Source organism: Aliicoccus persicus, from assembly GCF_900110815.1.
Lineage (GTDB): Bacteria > Bacillota > Bacilli > Staphylococcales > Salinicoccaceae > Aliicoccus > Aliicoccus persicus.
Map to the genome: position 1 here is coordinate 64,550 of NZ_FOIT01000007.1, position 21,428 is coordinate 85,977.

General features: G+C 37.1%; 24 protein-coding genes and 1 riboswitch. Of the genes, 9 read left to right on the forward strand and 15 right to left on the reverse strand.

The genetic code is table 11. The features are described from left to right. Positions 1-112: 112 nt before the first annotated feature. From BMW30_RS09670 to BMW30_RS09710, 9 genes are all read right to left on the reverse strand, one after another. On the reverse strand, positions 113-364 hold the full coding sequence (locus BMW30_RS09670; protein ID WP_091476495.1) for a copper ion binding protein: 252 nt from the start codon (positions 362-364) through the stop codon (positions 113-115). A 108-nt stretch (positions 365-472) separates the two neighbouring features. Continuing rightward, the gene (locus tag BMW30_RS09675; protein ID WP_091476499.1) at positions 473-754 is read right to left on the reverse strand and encodes a glutaredoxin family protein; all 282 of its coding nucleotides are present in this window, start codon (positions 752-754) and stop codon (positions 473-475) included. A 17-nt stretch (positions 755-771) separates the two neighbouring features. Further along, the gene (locus BMW30_RS09680; protein WP_091476513.1) at positions 772-3,228 is read right to left on the reverse strand and encodes a heavy metal translocating P-type ATPase; all 2,457 of its coding nucleotides are present in this window, start codon (positions 3,226-3,228) and stop codon (positions 772-774) included. A gap of 41 nt (positions 3,229-3,269) precedes the next feature. After that, the gene (locus BMW30_RS09685) at positions 3,270-3,701 is read right to left on the reverse strand and encodes a CopY/TcrY family copper transport repressor (RefSeq protein ID WP_091476515.1); all 432 of its coding nucleotides are present in this window, start codon (positions 3,699-3,701) and stop codon (positions 3,270-3,272) included. A gap of 178 nt (positions 3,702-3,879) precedes the next feature. Further along, a complete protein-coding gene (locus BMW30_RS09690) occupies positions 3,880-5,952 on the reverse strand; it encodes a copper-translocating P-type ATPase (protein WP_091476517.1) in 2,073 nt (690 codons plus the stop codon). Between the two features lie 405 nt (positions 5,953-6,357). Continuing rightward, positions 6,358-6,864, reverse strand: a complete 507-nt coding sequence (locus BMW30_RS09695) for a CueP family metal-binding protein (protein WP_091476520.1) — start codon at positions 6,862-6,864, stop codon at positions 6,358-6,360. A gap of 232 nt (positions 6,865-7,096) precedes the next feature. After that, on the reverse strand, positions 7,097-7,801 hold the full coding sequence (locus BMW30_RS09700; RefSeq protein WP_091476522.1) for a cytochrome c biogenesis protein CcdA: 705 nt from the start codon (positions 7,799-7,801) through the stop codon (positions 7,097-7,099). A 118-nt stretch (positions 7,802-7,919) separates the two neighbouring features. Continuing rightward, positions 7,920-8,798, reverse strand: coding sequence for a cytochrome c biogenesis protein CcsA (gene ccsA, locus BMW30_RS09705; protein ID WP_091476524.1), 879 nt, complete (start codon positions 8,796-8,798; stop codon positions 7,920-7,922). Positions 8,799-8,809: 11 nt separating this feature from the next. After that, on the reverse strand, positions 8,810-9,421 hold the full coding sequence (locus BMW30_RS09710; protein WP_245705678.1) for a redoxin domain-containing protein: 612 nt from the start codon (positions 9,419-9,421) through the stop codon (positions 8,810-8,812). Between the two features lie 1,146 nt (positions 9,422-10,567). Here BMW30_RS09710 and BMW30_RS09720 point away from each other — a divergent pair. Next, a complete protein-coding gene (locus BMW30_RS09720; protein ID WP_091476533.1) occupies positions 10,568-11,293 on the forward strand; it encodes a hypothetical protein in 726 nt (241 codons plus the stop codon). A 441-nt stretch (positions 11,294-11,734) separates the two neighbouring features. Next, entirely contained in the window at positions 11,735-12,259 is a 525-nt protein-coding gene (locus tag BMW30_RS09725; protein WP_091476535.1) for a GrpB family protein, read from the forward strand. Positions 12,260-12,438: 179 nt separating this feature from the next. On the opposite strand, the gene BMW30_RS09730 is transcribed toward BMW30_RS09725, so the two are convergent. From BMW30_RS09730 to BMW30_RS10770, 6 genes are all read right to left on the reverse strand, one after another. Continuing rightward, positions 12,439-12,660 (reverse strand): DUF2188 domain-containing protein, encoded by a 222-nt coding sequence (locus BMW30_RS09730; RefSeq protein WP_091476647.1) that lies wholly within the window; start codon positions 12,658-12,660, stop codon positions 12,439-12,441. A gap of 71 nt (positions 12,661-12,731) precedes the next feature. Then, complete coding sequence (locus BMW30_RS09735; RefSeq protein WP_091476538.1) at positions 12,732-13,568, reverse strand: DUF2268 domain-containing putative Zn-dependent protease; 837 nt, start codon at positions 13,566-13,568, stop codon at positions 12,732-12,734. 75 nt (positions 13,569-13,643) lie between these two features. Continuing rightward, positions 13,644-14,132: a GNAT family N-acetyltransferase gene (locus tag BMW30_RS09740; protein WP_091476541.1), complete on the reverse strand. Its 489-nt coding sequence runs from the start codon at positions 14,130-14,132 to the stop codon at positions 13,644-13,646. Between the two features lie 38 nt (positions 14,133-14,170). Next, positions 14,171-14,590, reverse strand: a complete 420-nt coding sequence (locus BMW30_RS09745) for a GNAT family N-acetyltransferase (RefSeq protein ID WP_245705680.1) — start codon at positions 14,588-14,590, stop codon at positions 14,171-14,173. Between the two features lie 150 nt (positions 14,591-14,740). Continuing rightward, positions 14,741-15,040 (reverse strand): N-acetyltransferase family protein, encoded by a 300-nt coding sequence (locus BMW30_RS09750; protein WP_478236621.1) that lies wholly within the window; start codon positions 15,038-15,040, stop codon positions 14,741-14,743. 13 nt (positions 15,041-15,053) lie between these two features. After that, complete coding sequence (locus BMW30_RS10770; protein WP_245705682.1) at positions 15,054-15,236, reverse strand: hypothetical protein; 183 nt, start codon at positions 15,234-15,236, stop codon at positions 15,054-15,056. A 131-nt stretch (positions 15,237-15,367) separates the two neighbouring features. Between BMW30_RS10770 and BMW30_RS09755 the strand changes: the two genes are divergently transcribed. The 7 genes from BMW30_RS09755 to BMW30_RS09785 all read left to right on the forward strand — a co-directional run bounded on the left by BMW30_RS09755 (position 15,368) and on the right by BMW30_RS09785 (position 21,405). Continuing rightward, a complete protein-coding gene (locus tag BMW30_RS09755) occupies positions 15,368-15,859 on the forward strand; it encodes an NUDIX hydrolase (RefSeq protein ID WP_091476546.1) in 492 nt (163 codons plus the stop codon). A gap of 501 nt (positions 15,860-16,360) precedes the next feature. Beyond that, positions 16,361-16,636, forward strand: a complete 276-nt coding sequence (locus BMW30_RS09760; RefSeq protein WP_091476549.1) for a hypothetical protein — start codon at positions 16,361-16,363, stop codon at positions 16,634-16,636. A 220-nt stretch (positions 16,637-16,856) separates the two neighbouring features. Next, positions 16,857-16,954: riboswitch (TPP riboswitch) on the forward strand. Positions 16,955-17,085: 131 nt separating this feature from the next. Then, positions 17,086-17,919 carry a hydroxyethylthiazole kinase gene (gene thiM / locus BMW30_RS09765; RefSeq protein WP_091476554.1) on the forward strand — a complete coding sequence of 278 codons (834 nt, stop codon included), beginning with the start codon at positions 17,086-17,088 and terminating at the stop codon, positions 17,917-17,919. Positions 17,920-17,922: 3 nt separating this feature from the next. Continuing rightward, on the forward strand, positions 17,923-18,633 hold the full coding sequence (locus tag BMW30_RS09770) for a thiamine phosphate synthase (protein WP_091476556.1): 711 nt from the start codon (positions 17,923-17,925) through the stop codon (positions 18,631-18,633). A 3-nt stretch (positions 18,634-18,636) separates the two neighbouring features. Beyond that, a complete protein-coding gene (thiD, locus tag BMW30_RS09775) occupies positions 18,637-19,422 on the forward strand; it encodes a bifunctional hydroxymethylpyrimidine kinase/phosphomethylpyrimidine kinase (RefSeq protein ID WP_091476559.1) in 786 nt (261 codons plus the stop codon). 151 nt (positions 19,423-19,573) lie between these two features. Next, positions 19,574-19,906 carry a DUF3817 domain-containing protein gene (locus BMW30_RS09780; protein WP_091476564.1) on the forward strand — a complete coding sequence of 111 codons (333 nt, stop codon included), beginning with the start codon at positions 19,574-19,576 and terminating at the stop codon, positions 19,904-19,906. Positions 19,907-20,004: 98 nt separating this feature from the next. After that, positions 20,005-21,405: an MDR family MFS transporter gene (locus tag BMW30_RS09785; RefSeq protein ID WP_091476570.1), complete on the forward strand. Its 1,401-nt coding sequence runs from the start codon at positions 20,005-20,007 to the stop codon at positions 21,403-21,405. Positions 21,406-21,428 lie beyond the last annotated feature (23 nt).

Below are 21,428 nucleotides of genomic sequence, written 5' to 3' on the forward strand. Positions count from 1 at the left end.
TGAATTAAAGATCTGTCGGCACTTTTTCTTGTGTTCTTATAACAGTGGTTAGATTGAATCAATTAGTTACCACAAAGTTGTGCTGTAAATTGGTAAAATCTTTTGCCATTAATTAGCTGCAGCACGAGCACGCAGAACCATCTTCTTTATCAGCGTCTTCTTTAATCTCGTAACCTGTATCTTGAATCGCGCCTTTGATGTCCGCCAAATTAATGGTATTTTCATTAAACGTGACATCTACTTTACCTTCAGGAATTTGAGCTTTGACAGATTCAACGCCATTTAATTGACCGAGATTCCCTTCCACTTTATTAACGCAAGCACCGCACGACATTCCTTCTACATTAAGAGTTACTTGTGACATATAAATGCCTCCTTAAAATTTTATTAACCCATTACATATAACAATGTTAACATACCCCGGGCAGGTATTTAATGGTTTTCGAAAAGTTTCTATTTCAAATACTCTCTTTTATTGTTTATTTAATAAACTGATGATTTCATTCTTATTATTTTCAAATCCTATTAAATAATTGACTCGTTTTTTCTTACCGAATAATCCTTTTTTATAAAAGGCAAACATCGGCACAATACGAGCACCAGATATCTTTTTTAATTCTTCCTCTAAGCTAATATTTTGGCTGACATCTTTATCAATATAGTCGTGGTCGTTAGAAGTTAAATACTGCTTTGCATCCTGGCAATCCGAACATGTGGGTCTTGTATATAATTCAAGTTCCAATTGATCCGCCATTAACATCCGCCCCCTCTCTATGCAACTGATGGTTTAAATCGTTTTAATCTTAATGCATTGAGTAGTACAGAAATCGAACTGAAACTCATTGCTGCAGCTGCGAACATCGGACTTAACAATGGCCCGCCGAATAAGAAGAGAATCCCCATTGCGATTGGAATGCCTGCAGTATTATAGGCAAAGGCCCAGAATAAGTTTTGTCTAATATTTCTAATAGTGGATTTACTGAGTTGAACTGCGGTCGGTACGTCCATCAAGTCGCTTCTCATTAGTACGATATCTGCTGATTCCATTGCAACATCAGTACCCGAGCCAATGGCGATTCCAACATCTGCTTGTGCAAGCGCCGGAGCATCATTAATCCCATCTCCAACCATCGCCACTTTTCTGTTCTCATTCTGAAGTTTTTCAACTTCATTGGCTTTATCTTCCGGTAATACTTCACTCATCACTCTGTCAATCCCGACTTGTTTTGCGATTGCTTCAGCTGTGCGCTTATTATCACCAGTAATCATAGCGACCTCAATACCCATTTCATGCAGCTTTTCGATGGCCTTTAAGCTATTTTCTTTGACTGTATCTGCCACAGCAATAATACCGGCAATTTTATCGTTTATAGCGATATACATTGGTGTTTTACCTTCGCTGGCCAATGCATCTGATTTTGCAGTTAGATCGTCGAGTGTGATTTGACGGGTATCCATGAGTTTCTTATTCCCTAACAACATATTATAGTCATTAATCGTGACTTCTATACCGTGGCCAGGAATGGCAGAAAAATTACTTGTTGATAGAAAATTGATTCCTTTTTCTTCGGCGTCTCTTACAATCGCTTCGCCTAAAGGATGTTCCGACCCTTTTTCTGCGGAGGCTGATAAAGTCAACAATTCGTTTTCAGAAATGCCATTTGTCGAAACAATATCTGTTACCATTGGCTTCCCTTCTGTAATTGTACCCGTTTTATCAAATACGATCGTATCGAGTTTATGAGTGGTTTCCAGTGCCCCACCACTTTTAATGAGTACACCATTCTCTGCACCTTTTCCAGTACCAATCATAATCGATGTTGGTGTGGCTAATCCAAGGGCACAAGGACATGCGATGACAAGTACTGTAATGAAAATAGTCAGAGCAAATAGTACGGATTGTCCACTAATCAACCATACTAAACCTGAAAGAATCGCGATACCTATGACAATAGGAACAAAATAACCGGAAATCACATCCGCCATTTTTGCGATAGGTGCTTTTGAACCTTGTGCATCTTCGACCAATTTAATAATCTGCGATAAAGCAGTGTCTTTCCCAACTTTTGTGGCTTCATACTGAATCGTGCCATTTTTATTAATACTGGCACCAATAATTTGATCGCCCACATTTTTTTCTACAGGCATACTTTCTCCGGTCAGCATCGCTTCATCCACCGCAGTCGACCCTTTGGCAACCACACCGTCCACCGGCATTTTTTCACCGGGTTTTACGACAATCATATCACCTTCGATGACTTCATCGATAGACACTTCGACTTCATTGCCTGCTCTGATGATGATGGCTGTTTTAGGCGCAAGTCCCATCAGTTTTTTTATTGCCTCGGATGTTCTTCCTTTCGTCAATTCTTCAAGATATTTACCGAGAACGATTAACGTTAAAATCATCGCAGCTGCTTCAAAATAGAGATCATGAACATAACCCGTATTACCCGCCATGATCATTCCTAATGCAAAGAGACCATATACTATAGCCGCCCCTGTTCCAACTGCAATAAGGGAATCCATATTCGGGTGTCCCCGGAACAATGTTCTGAAACCATTCTTATAGATATTTCTATTAACGACGGCCACCGGTATTGTCAATAATAGCTGTGCGAAAGCAAATGTCAGTGGATTATTCATTGGATTTAAAAATCCTGGTATGGGTGCGCCCATCATATGCCCCATCGCCAAGTATAGTAAGGGAATTGAGAAAGCGGCAGATATCAAAAAACGATTCCATATTTTTTTCCGTTTTTCATCTTGTTTTTGCTGATTTTCATCTACGGCCTTCCCTGAATCGATATCTTCACGAGCCTTATAACCGACATTGGATACGGCATCGATGATATCTGACACTGATACGATTGAATCATCATATTCCACACTCATTTTTTCTGTTGCTAAGTTGACGTTGGACTCATAGACACCTTCCAGTTTTCCCGTTGCTTTCTCAACTGACTGGGCACAGGATGCACAAGTCATACCATTAATTGCAAATGTCTTTTTCTGAGTATCCGGTACAGCTTTATAGCCTGCATTACTGACTGCATCTTGAATTTCTTGTAATGAAACAGTATTTGCATCAAAATTAATCGTCAGCTTTTCAGTCGCCAGATTCACATTAGATTGTGTGACACCTGTTAAATTTTTCGTTGTTTTTTCAACCGACTGGACACAGGATGCACACGTCATGCCTTCAACATTCAATGTTTCAGTAGTCATTATTCATTCCTCCTTAATTCATTAATTTTTTCTACAGTCCTTTAACAATTACATTGACCTGGAACGCAATTGCATGGCACTTCGTCAACTGCATCCTTTTTTTTCATTTCCAATACTTTTTCCAATTCTTCTATATCTCTAAAGCTTAATGTTGATTTTGAAACTAGATCTGTGATAATTTTTCCAACGTCTTTATTACATATATTATCGAAGGTATGTTCAAGGGTACTTTTGAGAAAATCACTTTCTTTTAAATCAGTTGAATAAATATATTTGTTACCTTCTTTTTCTGTGTTTAATATGCCTTTATCAACAAGTCTGCTGATCAGTGTTTTGGTCGTGGCCGGCTTCCAATTCTTTTTATTTTCTATAATATCCCTAATGTCTTTACTCGTTGTTTTGTTTTGTGCCCAAACGACCCGCATAACTTCCCATTCAGATTCTGTGATATTTGAATCAGTTGTCATGGTCATGTTTTCACCTCTAATTTATTTTAATATAAATCATCTACAATTGTAATCGAATTGATTATATTTAGTTTACATCTGTAATCGATTTTTGTCAAGCCTTCTTAAGATTTATGTCATATTTCATACAGGAAAGTACGAAAATGCCGACAAAGCTTGCAATCAGGCTTTGTCGGCATTTATGTTATTCTACTTCAAATCTATGAAGCAACTGCGCATTGATTGCTACGATGATTGTACTGAGACTCATCAAAATCGCACCTACAGCCGGACTGAGTAATATTCCCCAAGGGGCCAGCACTCCTGCTGCCAATGGGAGAGCAACCACATTATAGCCGGTTGCCCAGATCAGATTCTGTACCAGTTTATTATATGTTCGTTTAGATAGGCTGAATATTGCAAGAATATCTTTCGGGTTGCTATCAACGAGAACGATGTCCGCACTATCCATTGCAATATCTGTACCTGCACCCACCGCGATACCAACATCTGCTTTAGTTAATGCAGGCGCGTCATTAATCCCATCGCCTGTCATTGCAACAATCAAACCACGGTCTTGAATTTCTGTTACTTTATCAGCTTTCTCATCGGGCATGACTTCAGCATAGACTTCGTCAATCCCAATTTGTTCAGCCACATAATTTGCGACTTTTTGATTGTCTCCGGTCAACATTATGGCTTTAATATTTCTCTTATGCAGCTGTTCTATTGTCTGTTTAGAACTTTCTTTGATTTTATCTGCGAGTGCAATCGCACCTGCCAATTCTTCATCGACCAGAAGAAAAACAACTGTTTTTCCTTGTTTTGACCATTTATTGAAGTTCTTATCATCAAAATTGATCTCTTGTTTTCGTACATATCCCGGACTCACTACTTTGATTTGTTTACCGTCAATCACCCCTTCAATTCCAACACCAGTAATTGAATTGAACTCCGTCATTTCGAGCAATTCAAGCTCTTTTGATTTAGCTTCATTGATTATGCCTGTCGCAATTGGATGTTCTGAATCATTTTCCACTGTTGCGGCATAACTTAAAAGGGCATTTTCGTCCATATTATTGAAGGTCTGTATATCTGTAACGCCAAATTTACCCTCAGTCAATGTACCAGTCTTATCAAATATTACAGCATCAATTTTACGAGCATTTTCAAACTGTGGACGTTTGCGAATCAACAGCCCATGCTTTGCAGCAAGTGATGTAGATACTGAAATGACCAACGGCGCAGCCAAACCTAAAGCGTGAGGACAAGCGATGACCAAAACAGTCACCAATCTCATGATAGAAGCATCGATAGTCGCACCAATGCTCATCCATACGATAAATGTAATGATACCGGCAGCTACAGCGATATAAAATAACCATTTGGCTGCTTTATTTGTCACATCTTGTGTTTTCGATTTGGTACGTTGAGATTCTTTCACCATATCGATCACTTGAGTCAGGTAAGATTCATTCATCAGTTTCTCTACTTCAATAGTGAGAGACCCTTCTCTGTTGATTGAACCACCTATGACTTCGTCATCAACGGATTTTGTGACCGGAACAGACTCCCCTGTTAACATGGATTCATCCACTTGGGATTTTCCTTTAACAATTTTTCCATCCAGCGGCATTTTTTCTCCGGGTTTGACCAGCAGTAAATCGCCTGCTTTAATATCATCGATTTGTACTTCTTCTGTTTCTCCATTTTCAGAAATACGATTTGCTGTATCCGGCATCAATGATGCGAGGGACTCCAGCGCTTTGGAAGCATTACTGATCGATCGCATTTCAATCCAATGTCCCAGAAGCATAATCAATACAAGCGTTGCCAGCTCCCAGAAAATCTCTTCTCCATTGAAGCCAAAAACAACTGCCATGCTATAGAAGTAAGCGACGGAAATCGCCATTGCTATTAAGGTCATCATGGCCGGTTCTTTGTTTTTCAATTCATCGTAAGCGCCTTTGATGAATGGCCATCCCCCGTAGAAATAGACGAATGTGGACAACGCTGCCACAATATAAATATCTCCGGTAAACTGCCAATCCACACCTATGAAGCTTTGAATCATTGGAGACAGAAGGACAATTGGAATGGTGAATATCAGAATGATGAAAAATTTATTGCGAAAATCTGTCACCATATGCGCATGGTGATCATGCCCGCCATGATCATGATTACTATGATCATGGGGTTCGTTGTTTTTCTGATGGTTATGATGATGCTCCCTATGCTCAGCATGTTCGTGATGAGAATTGCTTTTTTGATGTTTCATTTTTACCCTCCTAGGTGGTTATATTTAATCGTTTACAAATGTAATCGATTTGATTAACTTAAGTTTACAACTGTAGTCGATTATTGTCAAGTGGTTTCTGTTTTTTATATTTCCCCAGTAAGTACGAGAGTCCGAACACCTCTATCCATTAAGACTTACCATATTTATGTTTTATCACCGTAAATCTACGAAAGATTTGTAGATTTGTTTCCAACATACAAGAGATGTCATAATATTTATTATAAAAAATTTATTTGCAGAAACTATCCATTAAATGTCTTTCTAGAATATTTAATCTTCAATAATGAGTAAATCGACTACTTTTCGTTGATCTAATATTGAATACATTAAAAAAGCAGATACCACGACACTGAATAGCGTTGTGGTATCTGCTTTTAATCGAAATTATTTAAGTTGTAAATCTGTCAGACAGGTACTATCATTTTCAAACGTTGAGAAATCAGATTCAACTGTTTTTCCGTCATAATTGATTTCTAAAGTATAGTTTTTATCTCTCGGCAGCCAAAAATCCAAGAATCCATTCTCAAGAGTTGTAAGTTCCTCATCAACGTGGACTTCTCCATCTTCATCTATAATTTTTACATCCATCTCTTCATTCATCAGCTCTCCCTGACACCCGGTTAAGCTATGAAATTCACATGGATGTGTATACGAGATATAAGGTGCAATGGACACAAAAAACTCATCGTCTGGTAAAGTATAGACATTCTCATCTCCATCATCCTCGACAATGAGTGTTTGATCATTAATGGATGCGGATTCTACAATATTACTGGCGCTTAATTCTGAAACCATTTCTTTAATATTTGATTCGTTTGATACTGAGTCATTGCTGCAACCTGCTAAAATAAATACTAAACCTAGCAAGGTTGGCATTAAATATTTTTTCATCCAGATTCCTCCTTAATTATTAATTTTATCAATACTTTTCAAACAAATTTTATAAAAATATATCAATTCTATGAAAGATAGAAAAAATGAGAACATAGCTTTTAACACTTCAATCCTTTTCTGAAGCCATGTATTCAGCTACAAAGGTGATTTCTATCTTTCTTTTTATATGAAAATCACAAATAACTTTGTTCTGAAGGTTATATACACAAACTATTTAATACACTCATAATCAGAAGCCCTGAAAATCTCCAAAGTACGGCTGCAGCCAAATGATAATCTGAGTCAGTCCATCAAAATAAAGAAGAACACCCATTAATACCATGATGACACCACCAACTTTCATGATGATATTCGAGTACTTCAACATCCAGCGTGTGCGAGATACGAAAAAACTCAAAATGAAGAATGGAATCGCAAATCCTAGACAATAGACAATCATTAACATTAAAGCATTGTTTGGGGCACTTGCACTCATTGCGAAAATGGCACCAATAATTGGCCCGTTGCACGGTGTCCATCCGGCACCAAATGCCATACCTATTAAAGTTGAACCAAAAAATCCGGATGGCCTGTTTTTAAATTGTATTTTTCTCTCTTTCATCAGGAAATTAAAATTAAGCACGCCGGTAATGATGAGACCAAAAATAATAATCAGGATAGAACCCAATTGTCTGATCAGGTTCGCATGTTCAATCAATAATCCGCCTAAGAAAGCCGTGCCAAACCCCAATGCAATATAAAACACGCTGAAACCTACAAGAAAAAATATTGTGTGGAGTATTGCACGTGCATTGAATTTTTGATTTTCTACTTCATTATAACTCATGCCTGTTATGTAAGAGATGAAAGCAGGAAAGACTGGCAGTACACAAGGCGAGACAAAACTTAAAAATCCAGCTCCAAATGCAAGCAGGAAAGTCACTTCACTACCCAAAAAAACACTCCATTCATATTGAGACTTTAAGATAAATATATCGAAATTCTAACATACTAATATTTTGATCAGTTTATTTTGTACTATGTCAATACTTAGCCATATCATGTACTCCCAGTTAAGCATATGAATGAAGCCCTGCAACAATTAAGTTTATGACAATTAAGTTAAATAGTATCAGTATAAAGCCGATGACTGCCAACCATGCAGATTTTTCACCTTCATATCCTCTGTTCAATCTTAGATGCAGAAAAATCGTATAAAACATAAATGTGATAAATGCCCAGGTTTCTTTAGGATCCCAACCCCAAAATCTGCTCCAGGCAATCTGCGCCCAAATTGATGCAAAGAATATGCCACCGAGGGCAAATAACGGAAAACCGATAATAACTGAGCGGTAGCCTATTTCATCCATCAAGTTTAAATCCGCTTTATTTGCAAGTGGTTTGATAAATGACAACAATCTTTTTCTGAGTATCAGACGGAGCAAGCCATAAACCGTCAGACCGAGTATTACAGACCATATGACCGTGTTCAATGATTGTGATTGAATGACAGGCGGTAAATTAATACCCGAATGGAAGTGGTCTGCTGGTTCGTACTGATTATCACCTATATGCTCGACCGGTATTGCATCTTCAAAGTTAATCAGACTGGGCAGATGATAGTCCGCAATCATCGTTTGACCCCGTTGATCTGTATACATGAACTCATCGCTGTAACCGACTACGCCTTTCATAATCAGTGTGGTCGTAATGTACACCAGCACAATCACAAGACCTGCCATAATCATTTCGAGTGTTCTTGCTCTCCATGATTTTTCATTTTCAGGAATGGATTTTAGCAAATAGATTAACCCTGCAACGGCACTCATTGATAGAATGCCGTAGGAAATAGACACAGTGATAACGTGAATTGGCAGCCAGTTACTCTGGAGCGATGGTATCAATGGATTGACATGTTTACAGGATTCACATTTTATTTCTTTCAATTCCATTAAAGTTCATCCTATTCAGAAGTTGATTGCTCCACAAAATTATAAATGTCATCTACGGTTAACTGATATTCTTTCTTATCTACAACAACACCTTCTTTGTTGATTGCGATTGTCGTCGGCAGTGGACCGACTTGATACGCTTTAGTCACATCTCTGTTACGATCCAGTGCTATTGGAAAATCAAGCTCTTCATCCAAACTGGATAAAAATTGATTAATCTGCTGTTCATCTTCAGAAACGTTTATAGCAATGATTTCATAATTTTCATGCCCCTCATTATAAATTCTATTCATATCAGGCATCTCTTCACGACAAGGTTTACACCATGTGCCCCAAAAATTCAAAATAACACCTTTTTCCGAATTGACTTCCGATAATTGGATTGAATCCCCATTTAATGTTTCCAATTGAAAATCAATTGCTTCATCACCGACTTGTACAGCTTGTGTATCAGAAGTTAAATTGAACCACAGAGTTAGACCTAATAAAATAGTGACGCTCAGTATAATACCAACTCTAAGAATATTTCTTGTTGTTTTTTCATATATTACACCTCCTATAACATCACCTTTACTCGAACACATCTTATGTATGGCTAGTTTAGAAAGATAATTCTTAAACAAACTGATTAGTCCAATACAAAGAAAAACTCATTCTAAAACTCACCATATTAACAATTTTAGCTATTAAGGAAATTTTAATGTTCATTATTCAGCTTAAATTAAAAATTTAAAGAAACTGTGCACTTTATTAGTATTTAATGTGACATTCTAACCCTAAAGAAATTTAAGGTAATCACGGAAATAAACTTAACAAAAATGGTTGTTATAGAAATCTTTTTTCTGTAACAGAACAATATTAATTTATTCATATTTTTAACTCGTATGGGCCTCATACCATGTAATCAATAATATTTCATCTATATTAGGATAGATTGCAATTCACAGTATCACCCCACTCATGAATATTTTCAATAAGAGAAAGTTGAATGTTTTGAGTAGACCCTAAATAGACATTATATATGTATTGATATGCTTAGCTGTCATTTTTGACGGTAAATTACATATATTTTAAGCGTTATTTTGCACAGCTGACTTTAAAACCCAGCTATCTCCTTGAAAAGATAAGCTGTGTTTCTTATCTATAGTGAAAATTATCGACTAAATTAGTGCAAAATAAAATTGAAAATGACAGACAATGCTATTATCAAAGAAGATATTTATAGCCTAAACCCAGATGATGTTTGGGAAACCGTTCAAGTCGATTCTAAAGATTACGCTGTATTAGTTGCAAACAAAAAGAGGACAATATTTATTTGTCCTCTTCTTCTTTAATTCTGTAAGCAATATACCGGGTTGTTACATAAGTATCATTATGAAAACTCCCGAGAACATAACAAAAGCTAGTTTGTATAAATTGGTTTTATACCCCATAATACCGTACAAAATATTGAAACTAAGGATTACTAATCCTGTCACACTAAAAAAGATAATTATATTAAGAAAATTTTGTAGCGTTAGGTAAGAAACTAAGAAAATAACGTTTACTGCGAACAAATATCCAAACACTGCACTTATAAATATCCCAATCAACAAGTTTCTACTCATGTGACATCCTCCTAATATTTTCAAATTTTTAATTGACTTACCAATATTTAAATTATATACTAAAATTTAAAATTTCACAATTTTCAAAAACTTGAACGGATGATGATATGTATAAAATTTTGAACATGTCACTTATGACCTTATTCGTGTTTACCAGTTTGCTTGGATCAATTGTTACAATTGAAAAATTACGCTTTTGCCAAAACCATCACACTCGATAGTAAAAACGAAGAAGATTTTATTTATTTGATCAAGAATGACGATTTCTACTTAAAATATGAAGATATTATGTTAAATAAGGAATTCGAAACCATCACAGAGATATTAGATTCAGAAGGAAATGCTAATGGTAGGATTGCAAGAATCGAACTGGAGTATAATCAAGACGAAAACAATATAGTTAATAACCTATCCTACCTAATCTATGCGCTTGACTATGAGTCGCAAGAAGTTCAAGTGTTTCTTCTAGATAATAGTGAAATGTACGAAGAAGCTATGATCACTATTAATTATCTGAATAGCGGTGCGGAAGAATCCGTAGATATATCAGACGAAGATTTCTATCAAGAGTACAAACAAAATGTAGATATGGAAATTCAACAAGCTCTAAAAAATGAATCAAAGGCTCAAAAAGACCCTAGAAATGCTAATAAATACAACTGTTTCAGCTGTAACAGATATATCTCAAGTAGTAGTAGTTACAGTAACAGTTGTTTATCAAAGTTTGGTTGGATTTGTGGTGCTGTTGGCATTAAAGCGAATATGCCAGGCTATCTTCTATGTGCCGGTGCAGCTGCAATTTCTTGCTATGTTCCAGCGTATAAAGTTTGTGTGAGTGGTAGCTGGAAGACAACATGTCCTATACAAGCTTCTACTCCTGCAGCTTAAATCAATTTCTCAAAACAACTCAAAACTTAGACTACCTACATTGTCATTTTTGACGGTAAATTACATATATTTTAAGCGTTATTTTGCACAGCTGACTTTAAAACCCAGCTATCTCCTTGAAAAGATAAGCTGTGTTTCTTATCTATAGTGAAAATTATCGACTAAATTAGTGCAAAATAAAATTGAAAATGACAAACTATGTTTGTTCTCCTTACAATATTCCAATAAACGGTCGTTTATTGGAACTATGGTTTATACAGTTATAAGGATGATAACTGTTCTTAAAATGTATTGTTAAGAACGGCATCAAACATTAATCGAGTATAGAAATTGATGATTTCCGATATAAATACTAATAAAAAACTCGCTTTGATATAATCTGGTTAATAAGCAATTTAATTTGTTCAAAAACTTAGTTAGAAAAAGAGAGGTTAAATCTCATTGAGAAAAGTCGAGGTAATCTCATATAATAAAAGTTGGCCTTTGATGTATGAAAAAGAAGCAAAAAGATTATGTGACATTTTCGGTCCTGAAATAATAGAAATTCATCATATTGGTAGTACATCCGTACACGGTCTACCAGCAAAACCTGTTATTGATATAATGCCTGTTGTTAAAGATATTGAGCAGGTTGATTACTTTAATACTGCAATGATTGATATTGGTTATGAAGCAAAAGGAGAAAACGGTCTTCCAGGCCGTCGCTTTTTCCAAAAAGGCGGAAGCGAACGAACTCACCATATTCATTTTTATGGGATAGATAACCCTGAAATCGATCGTCATCTTGCATTTCGTAATTATCTACGCACGCATCCTGATGCTCTAAAAAAGTATGGCGACTTAAAAAAAGAATTATCCCAACGTTTTCCTGACGATATTGACGCATATATAAGAGGGAAAGAACAGCTGATTTCGAGGATAGAGAAAAAAGCGATGTATTGGCATCAAAATTCAGAAAGTGATTAAGGTTATCACAAGAATCAGACACATTTATTCAACTGATGAAGCCTAACCATTTATTTAAATGGGAATCTACAACCAAATTTTAAGCCCTTACAATATTTCAATAAATAATTGTTTATTGGAATAACATAGGAAAAATATTAAACGAGCAAGATTTATTAGTCCTGCTCGTTGTAAAATATTTAACCTTTTGGTGGATAGGAGTCATTTCCATAAGAATCTGCACCTCGAAACTTTCCATCTTTTCCTTGAATACGATGCTCAGAATTATTTTTCCTAGCTTGCTCTCTAGAATAATTAATAGCTTCTTTTTGCGTATCGAACTTTTTACTGAGCCTATCAGCGCCTTCTTTTCTAGATCCCCATCCATCTCCACTTCTTACAGTATAAATGTTTTTCCCTATATCCTTATCTCTCCTTTATAATTTAAGAAACATTGATGTTACCTCTGAGTTCTTACTTGAAATCTTCAGCTTCACACGGTTTGTGAATATATATCTAAAATATTCTCGGTTTCAATTCTCGTTAATTCCTTCAAGCTATATCCTGCTTCCAAAAGCGGGATAATATAATGAACGCCAATGAAGTAACCCACTTTTGGATATTTGTTGCCTTCGTTATACATAAAATATTTTTCATGGAGTTTTGGAGACAATAGTTCATTGAAATCTCTTTCCAGTTCTTCTTGTAAGGTTGAAAAATCATCTCTTAAACGGTTAAATTCTTCATCGTTAACGAAAAGGCCCTCTCTAATGTTCGCTTCATTCAGTTCCAATCCACTCATAACTAAAGGAGCGAGTGTCGCCAACCCTTCAGCTATAGCAAGCTGCCCCACCGTCATACCCATTTCTTCATTTACTTCTTCTATACTGTTGAATCTGACAAGATGGTTGAATTCATGTTGGATCAGCATTTCGATATCCGAATTCCTTAGACGTTCTAGTCCTAAATAGAGAAAGGGAATCTCACTTGGAAGAGCAGTACCATCTACGTGCCCTAATCCTACTAATAAATAGACATCATAGTGGTCTTCGAAATTATAGTAATCTGCAGAATTGGATATTATCTCCTTAAGTTCTTTGACTGGATGCATTCGTATTGCGGCCTCAGCTTCTTTGCTTAAAGTTTCTAAATCCATATCTCTGACCATGTCTTTGATGGACTCCATATCCATCATGTACAATGTTTCAAATATCGTACTGAAAGGTCTACGGTAAAAATTATAGTATTCCATCCATGCATCAACATTACCTTTTATTTCAATATTGCTTAAAGCATGATTTAATTTTTCTAAACCGACTTGCAGTCTCATATATACCACCTACCTTGCAAAAGATAACTGCAATTACCATTGGCGCTTTTGTCCTTGATGTTTCATGGCTTAGCCCTACAGTCTAATCTCCATCATTAATTGTGTGCCATATTCCGTTACCTCTTCGTCTATTGTTTCAAAGCCTTGCTTTTTCCACATTCTAACAGCCGGTTCGTTTTCTTTAATAACACTGAGCCGAATCTTCCACATGTCTTTTTCTTTAGCATAAGCAACAGCGTGATTATATACTTGCTGACCAATACCCTGCTTCCTATAATTTTGATCAATGACTAAGTATCCTATCATACAGGTGTGGCTTTCTGGATAATTGAATAGGATGTCCAGAAAGCCAATAAGATTCTCCTCTCTATAGACGCCATATACTTCTTTATTTTTTATATCTATGCCGGGAGGCACATCCAATAGGAATTCTTCTTTAACTTCATCAAAAGATGGGACTACCTCCATATAATCCCTGAAATGATCTGTATTGCCCATGATGAAGTTATAGAAGAGATTAATTTCCCTCTCCTTATCAAGTAATTTTAATTTGAACGGTATCATTCAACTTCCCCCACTATAATTAATTTGGGCTGATAATTTTATAAATAACCTCTCATACGTATGACTTTCCCCTCATGTTCTTCATTTATCTTTTCCAACCCATTTTTTTGGTAGAACTTTATTGCACGTCTATTTGTTGGAGAAACTCTAAGGTGATATTCCTCTAAGCCATTGTTCTCAAAATAACTCAATGCGTATGTATGCATCTCTTCAGCATACCCTTTTCCTCGATATGGCTTTGTTAAATAGTATAAGTTGATGTATCCAACTATTCTATTTTTGTATTTCTTGATTGTCAGTTCAATTTGTCCGATATATTCGTTTTCTTTTTTAAGAAGTAAGAAGCCATCAGGAAACTCTTGTACCTTTTCCTCTAGCCACAATATATACTCATCTTCATTAAGGTCTTTTGAATGACCGAAGCTTTCTTTGAATGAATCCTTTCGGAATTTAATCACTATGTCCTTATGAAAATTTAGGTTAATATTAACAAATTCCATTTAATCACCCGCTTTTATCCTTTGGTGAAATCAATTATAAAATAAAATGTTCTTACTAATAGAATCGCCTTTTTAAGTAAACTTATTCTTTAATGATGATTTTAAGACTTACAATAACTTATACATATAGTACTCATTGACCGGTTTCCCGTCTATCATCAAGGAGCGCACCTTTTCTCCTTCCAAAATGAAACCCATCTTACTATAGAGATTGAAAGCGGGATGATTATGTTTAATCACAGTCAATTCCAGTCTGGAGATGCCCTGAATTTGTGACCAGGAGAACACTTCTTCAAATAGTGCCGAGGCGACTCCTTGTCTCCTATAGTTCTTATCGACACCCAAAACAAGATAGGCAGAATGCCTATTTCTCTTGAGTTTTCCTCTTAATACTGCAATGAATCTCATTAATGATTCATCCTCAACGGCCAAAAGGAAATGGACCGATGGATCTGCCTTCATTTGAGCAATTTGCCTTACGTTGCTCTTCCACATTCATTTGTCTTTCTCCCGGGTCATATAGCATATATCCTGTGTCATCAAGCTGTTTGTTTAATTCCAGGAACTGCTCTGCGTCTTCCTCTTTCAACTGTCTGATCTCCATTGCGTTTAATCTCCTCCGGTATATTCATTACGTTTATGGCTCATTTCAGTATATGTAATTATTTGGTATGGTATGAGTATAACAAATTAATCTTAATTTTTAGAAATTTTTCAAAGGAACGAGTTATTACTATGGAGAAATGGGATGCTTACGACAGTAAGTTGAAAAAGTTGAATTTTGATTTAACTAGAGGAGAGAACATTCCTACTGATGTATTTCATTTAGTTTCAGAAGTGATAGTAATCAATCTAGATGGAAGCTTTTTAGCCATGAAGAGAGATTATAATAAAGAGTCGTATCCCGGTTTTTATGAAGTATCAGCAGGTGGGAGTGTTTTGAAAGATGAAGACCCAACTGATGCTGCTAAAAGAGAGACACTGGAGGAGACAGGTGTTAGAATAACGAACCTAGAAAAACGGAACATCTATATTTCTGAAGAATACAATACCATTTTCGTCTCTTTTATTGCTCATGTGGATATTCTAAAGGACAGCATTGTTTTACAAGAAGACGAAACAATTCATTACAAGTGGATTTCCAATGAAGAAATATATTCCTTTTTGACTTCTGATGCTTGTGTACCTGGTCGAAACCAAAGGACTATAAATGACCTTTTTGGGTAGACCCTAAATAGACATTACAGAGATATTGATTACGCTGGTTTCCAAGTGTGTGATTAGGGTGTTTGATAAGATCATGCCAAAGAAGAAGTTTTATGAAGGTAGGCTTTGTGTGTATGTAATCATTTAATTAAAACTTAGATCAATCAATGGAAGTGTTAGAAAATTTGATACTGAGAAGATTTTTTAGAGAAATAATCCGGTTCTATCGTAAATGAACAACTTGTCTTTAAAGAAGTGAATCAAAAATTATGCTAAAATTATTACCATCAACCAGTTCAATTCTTTGCTGATGGCAACGAATTGAACTGACACATCAAAAAACCCCCAATCTACTAGCATAGAATGGGGGTTCAATAACACCATGGAACTGATTTTGTTACTGATATTATATCATTCTGATTAGTATATTTAAATGATAAATAAGATGTTTATGGTATCGGGCAACAACTATAGCAATTCAACATTACATTAATATAAGCAAATTATTTGATCGTGTGAACATTGATAAAGAAAAATGAGATTGTCAAATTTACAGTTGTTTTTGAGTTTACAGAGGGCCAGGATGCAAATGCGGTAGTATCAGATATTGTCAGCCTTCATGATGGACAAAATATTCATGAAAAAATGAAGAAGGCTGAAATTGTCACTAAAGACCTAGGGGAAGGTCTTAAAAATAAAATCATTGAAGATGAGTTTATATGTGTGGATACTACTTTTTTTCGTAGTAATTTAATTAAAGCATTTACATTAAAACCTAACTATGACAGTTTAAAATAAATGAATTTCAGGTCAATAAAAGGGCAAATTATCTGGGAAAGGGCAGATAGTATTGGAATTCTTCTTAAGAAAATAGTTGGAAAACGTTAATCTAAAAGGATTTTTATTAACCCTTGTAGGGGGATAATTGGAGAACATCATTGAGTGGGAATAACGCACTCGGCATTACCTCATCCTTTACTCTTAAATGTATCGATGATAGGATTAAATTATAAAATTAAATTTGTTGCGGGGGGACTCTTCGGAGTTGAGAAGGTAAAACCTGACCCTTTTAACCTGTCAGTTAATACTGTCGTAGGGAGTCAAATAATAATCAAGTAGCAGAGTCTAGTAAAATGCTAGTATGAGTACATGCGCTTCCCTATTAGGGGAGTGCATTTTTTTTGTGTCTAAATAAAACCCGAAGGCAATGTTTCCGCTTCATTTTAAAGGAAAGGAAGACGTTAGATATGTTAAAAACACAGTTTCAAGAACAGGTCGCTGAAGTTATCAAAGCGGTTAAAAGTACGAATCCAATGGCCGGTTCTATTACCAATTCTGTCACGATTAACCTTGTCGCAAACGCTCAACTCGCCGTTGGCGGATCTGCTGCTATGGTTCACTTGCCAGATGAAGGTGAGTTTCTTGCAATGGCCGGTGGTGCGACTTATATAAATTGCGGTACGCTATTACCCATTTACGAAGCGACATTACCTACTGTCGCAAAAACATCTCACGATGCGGGTAAACCTTGGGTTTTAGACCCGGTAGCGATTGGAATTGGAACGCTCAGAACTCGACTACTCTTGCAATTTAAAGAATATAAACCGAGCATCATCAGAGGGAATGCATCCGAGATTATCGCCTTGGCTGGATTGTGGCAGTTAGAGGGTGGAACGGGTACATCCAATGTCCGAGGCGTCGATTCTACAGATGCTGTCTTAACAGCAAAAGATGCAGCGATTTCCCTCGCTCAGTGGACCGGTGGTGCTGTTGCGGTATCGGGTAAGGTGGACTTAGTAACAGACGGTAAAACGGTGATCCATGCAAAGGGTGGCTCACATTTCATGGAGAAAATTACTGGTGCGGGTTGTGCACTCGGTGGTGTCATGGCAGTTTATGCAACGAGCACCACACCATTTGTTGCTGCAATCACAGGAACATTTGCCTTCAACTTAGCTGGTCGCGCTGCCGAACAAAACGCGGAAGGTCCAGCAAGTTTTCAAGTGCATTTTCTTGATGAACTTTATAAATTAACTGCGTCTGAAATTATAGATGCTCCATTCGAAATAGAGGAGGTTTAAACAATGAATATGAGAGAAAAATTAGATATCTCAGCTTATTTAGTCATTGGTCCAGAAAATACAAAAGGTCGCTCTGTTGCTGCTATCATTACAGATGCGATTGAAGCAGGTTTCACCTGCATACAAATCCGCTCAAAAGTTGCATCCGCACGTGAGTTAATCCAACTGACAAAAGAAGCTGCAGATGCAATTAAAACCGCAGGAAAATCCGATGACGTTGCCCTACTCGTCAACGATCGACTCGATGTCATACTCGCTGCAAGACATATGGGTGTAAAAGTTGACGGCATACATGTAGGTCAATCAGACATTCCATACGATGTTTGCAGAAAACATTTAGGTGAGGACGCAATTGTTGGTGTGTCTGCTAGAACCGAAGCGTTACTAGAATACATTCAAACAGTTGACGTTCAACCCATCGATTATTTCGGTGTTGGTCCACTTCGTGAAACAGCAACAAAACCAGATTGTGGACAGCTCCAAGATGGCAGTGTCATCACAAGAAGTTTATCGGATATTGCTGAAGTTGCTTCAGTGAGTCCTATCCCTGTGGTGCTTGGTGGTGGCGTCAAACTTGATGATCTGCCAGCACTTGCAAAAACAGGTGTGCATGGATTTTTTGTTGTCTCAGCAGTAACAGAAGCGAAAGATCCAAAACAAGCTGCGACTGAGTTAGTTGATATGTGGCAGCGTAATACCGAAAGAGAGGACTAGACAATGAAAACATCTTTAACTATAGCCGGAAGTGATTCTAGCGGTGGCGCGGGTATTCAAGCAGATATTAAGACAATGCTCGCTAACAACGTTTATGGAATGAGTGCCATCACCGCTCTTACCGCTCAAAATACGATGGGTGTCACGGGTATTATGGAAGTGACACCTGAATTCCTACAGCAACAACTAGACAGTGTGTTCACTGACATCTATCCAGACGCTGTTAAAATTGGTATGGTATCATCACCACAACTCATCGAAACAATTGCAGAAAACCTAAGTAAGTATGAAGCTAAAAACATTGTTGTGGATCCCGTTATGATTGCAACAAGTGGTGCTGATTTGATACAAGAAGAGGCAGTCTCTGCTTTGAAGGAGGGCTTGTTACCGATAGCGACAGTACTGACACCAAACATTCCAGAAGCTGCAGTACTAGCCGGTATGCCTGTGAACAATGATGATGACATGATCGAAGCTGCAAAGATCTTGAGTAACGCGTATGGGTGTGCGGTCCTCCTAAAAGGTGGGCATAGCAAAACACATGCGAATGACCTACTATATTCAAATGATCAATACCGTTGGTTTAAAGGTGAAAGAATTGATAATCCAAATACACATGGTACCGGATGCACCCTATCCAGCGCCATCGCATCTCATCTAGCGAATGGTCATGACTTAGAAACTTCAATCAAATTCGCAAAAGATTATGTGACTGGTGCACTGAGAGACATGCTTGACCTTGGTAGTGGAGATGGTCCGCTCAACCACGGATGGAATTATAACGCTTAAACTCATTCAATCACTGAGTACACTAAGAGCAAAAAACCTTGTCAGCCAAGGTTTTTTGCTCTTTTTTAATAAGCGAACAAGAGCGAATTCAATTGACTATCACATGAAATGAGCCTATATTAGAATAGTTATTAATTCGGCGTTTGTAAGAATGAAACGCAGGTTAGATATTTTTAGATTCATTGGAATCGTCGAAGGGGCATCTCTTGTACTGCTTGTATTTGTTGCAATGCCACTTAAGTATTTCTTTGATATGCCAATGGCAGTGACGATTGTTGGGGCAATTCATGGTTATATTTTCCTTACATATTGTGTCGCGATTGTGCTCGCGATGATTTTTATCAGATGGCCATTTCGGTTTACCATTGGGGCATTTGCAGTTGCATTCATCCCATTTGGCAACTTCATATTAGACAGTCGTCTGAAGAAGCTGGCGATTGATAAAGGATGGCAAAAGCCAGAACAAAATGAAATCGCGATGTAGTGATAACAAATAATACGCATAAAACTTACAGTTTATATAAATTGTAAGTTTTTATTTTTAAACATGAGATAATGAGTTTAAGTAGGATGTGAAACTTGATGAATGAGAACGAGAAAAAAATTGTAACCGCCTTATTAATCTCGACTTTTTTAGCTGCCATAGAAGTGACAATTATCAGTACGGCAATGCCGACTATCGTCGATAAATTAGGTGGATTCGAATTAATGAGCTGGGTGTTTGCGATCTATCTGTTAACGATATCCGTGACAACACCAATATGGGGTAAGCTTGCGGATTTAACAGGAAGAAAGAAGATATTTATTATTGGTGTGGCGATTTTTCTACTCGGGTCTACATTATCCGGCCTATCTCAAAATATGGGACAACTGATTTTCTTTAGAGCAATACAAGGTATTGGAGCCGGTGCAATTAACCCAGTTACCTTTACTATTATTGCAGATGTGTTCAGCTTAAAACAAAGAGCACGGGTACAGGCATTAATCAGCTCCATGTGGGGTATCGCTGCAGTTACCGGACCGCTTGCCGGTGGATTTTTAACTGACTTCGTATCTTGGCGCTTAATATTTTTAATCAACATTCCATTTGGTCTACTTTCGATTTGGATGATTGGAAAGAACCTCAACGAGAGTATTAAGAAAAGGAAAAGTAAAATCGATTACGGTGGTGTTGCAACATTTACGATTGGTATCACTGCCTTATTATTAGCCCTACTCTCGTTAGACACAGAGAGTGGGATCGGACTAAGCCAGACAACCCTATTCATATTTATCGGAACTGCTATGTTGTTTTTAGTGTTGTTCATCCAGATCCAGAGACGTCACCAAGAACCTATGATTCCGCTAGAATTATTCAAAATTAAGGATGTATCCTTTTCAGTTTCCGCTTCATTTTTAACAAGTATGATTCTGATTGGATTATCCGCATTCTTACCATTATGGATTCAGAACGTCCTTGAGATGGGTGCAACTGCAACAGGTATCATACTGATTCCACTCAGTCTTGGGTGGCCGATCGGATCGATGCTCAGCGGACGCGTGTTTATTCCTCGACTTGGTATTAAACAAACGGCTTTAACAGGTGCGAGTTGCATACTCATTGGTGCACTATTATTAACAACGATAAACCCCGAGACACCACTTGCTATACTTGCATTATTTATCTTTATCATCGGTCTTGGATTTGGGTTTGCAACAACAAGTTACACAGTGATCATTCAATCGACTGTACCACCGGAGATGAGAGGCTCTGGAGGTTCTTTAATCACACTGTTTCGTACGCTAGGTCAAGCACTCGGTGTTGCTGTTTTAGGTACGTCAATGAACTTTGTCATCAACGCTGTGGATACCGATGTTGCCTCTCCTGAATCCGTAGCACAGGGATTGTATGTTGTGTTTATAATATCAGCAATCATCAGTGTACTGAGTTTAATCATGACGCTGTTGATCCCAACACGCTCTCTCGATGAGTACAAATATTGATTTAAACATAAAGTGTCCATCAG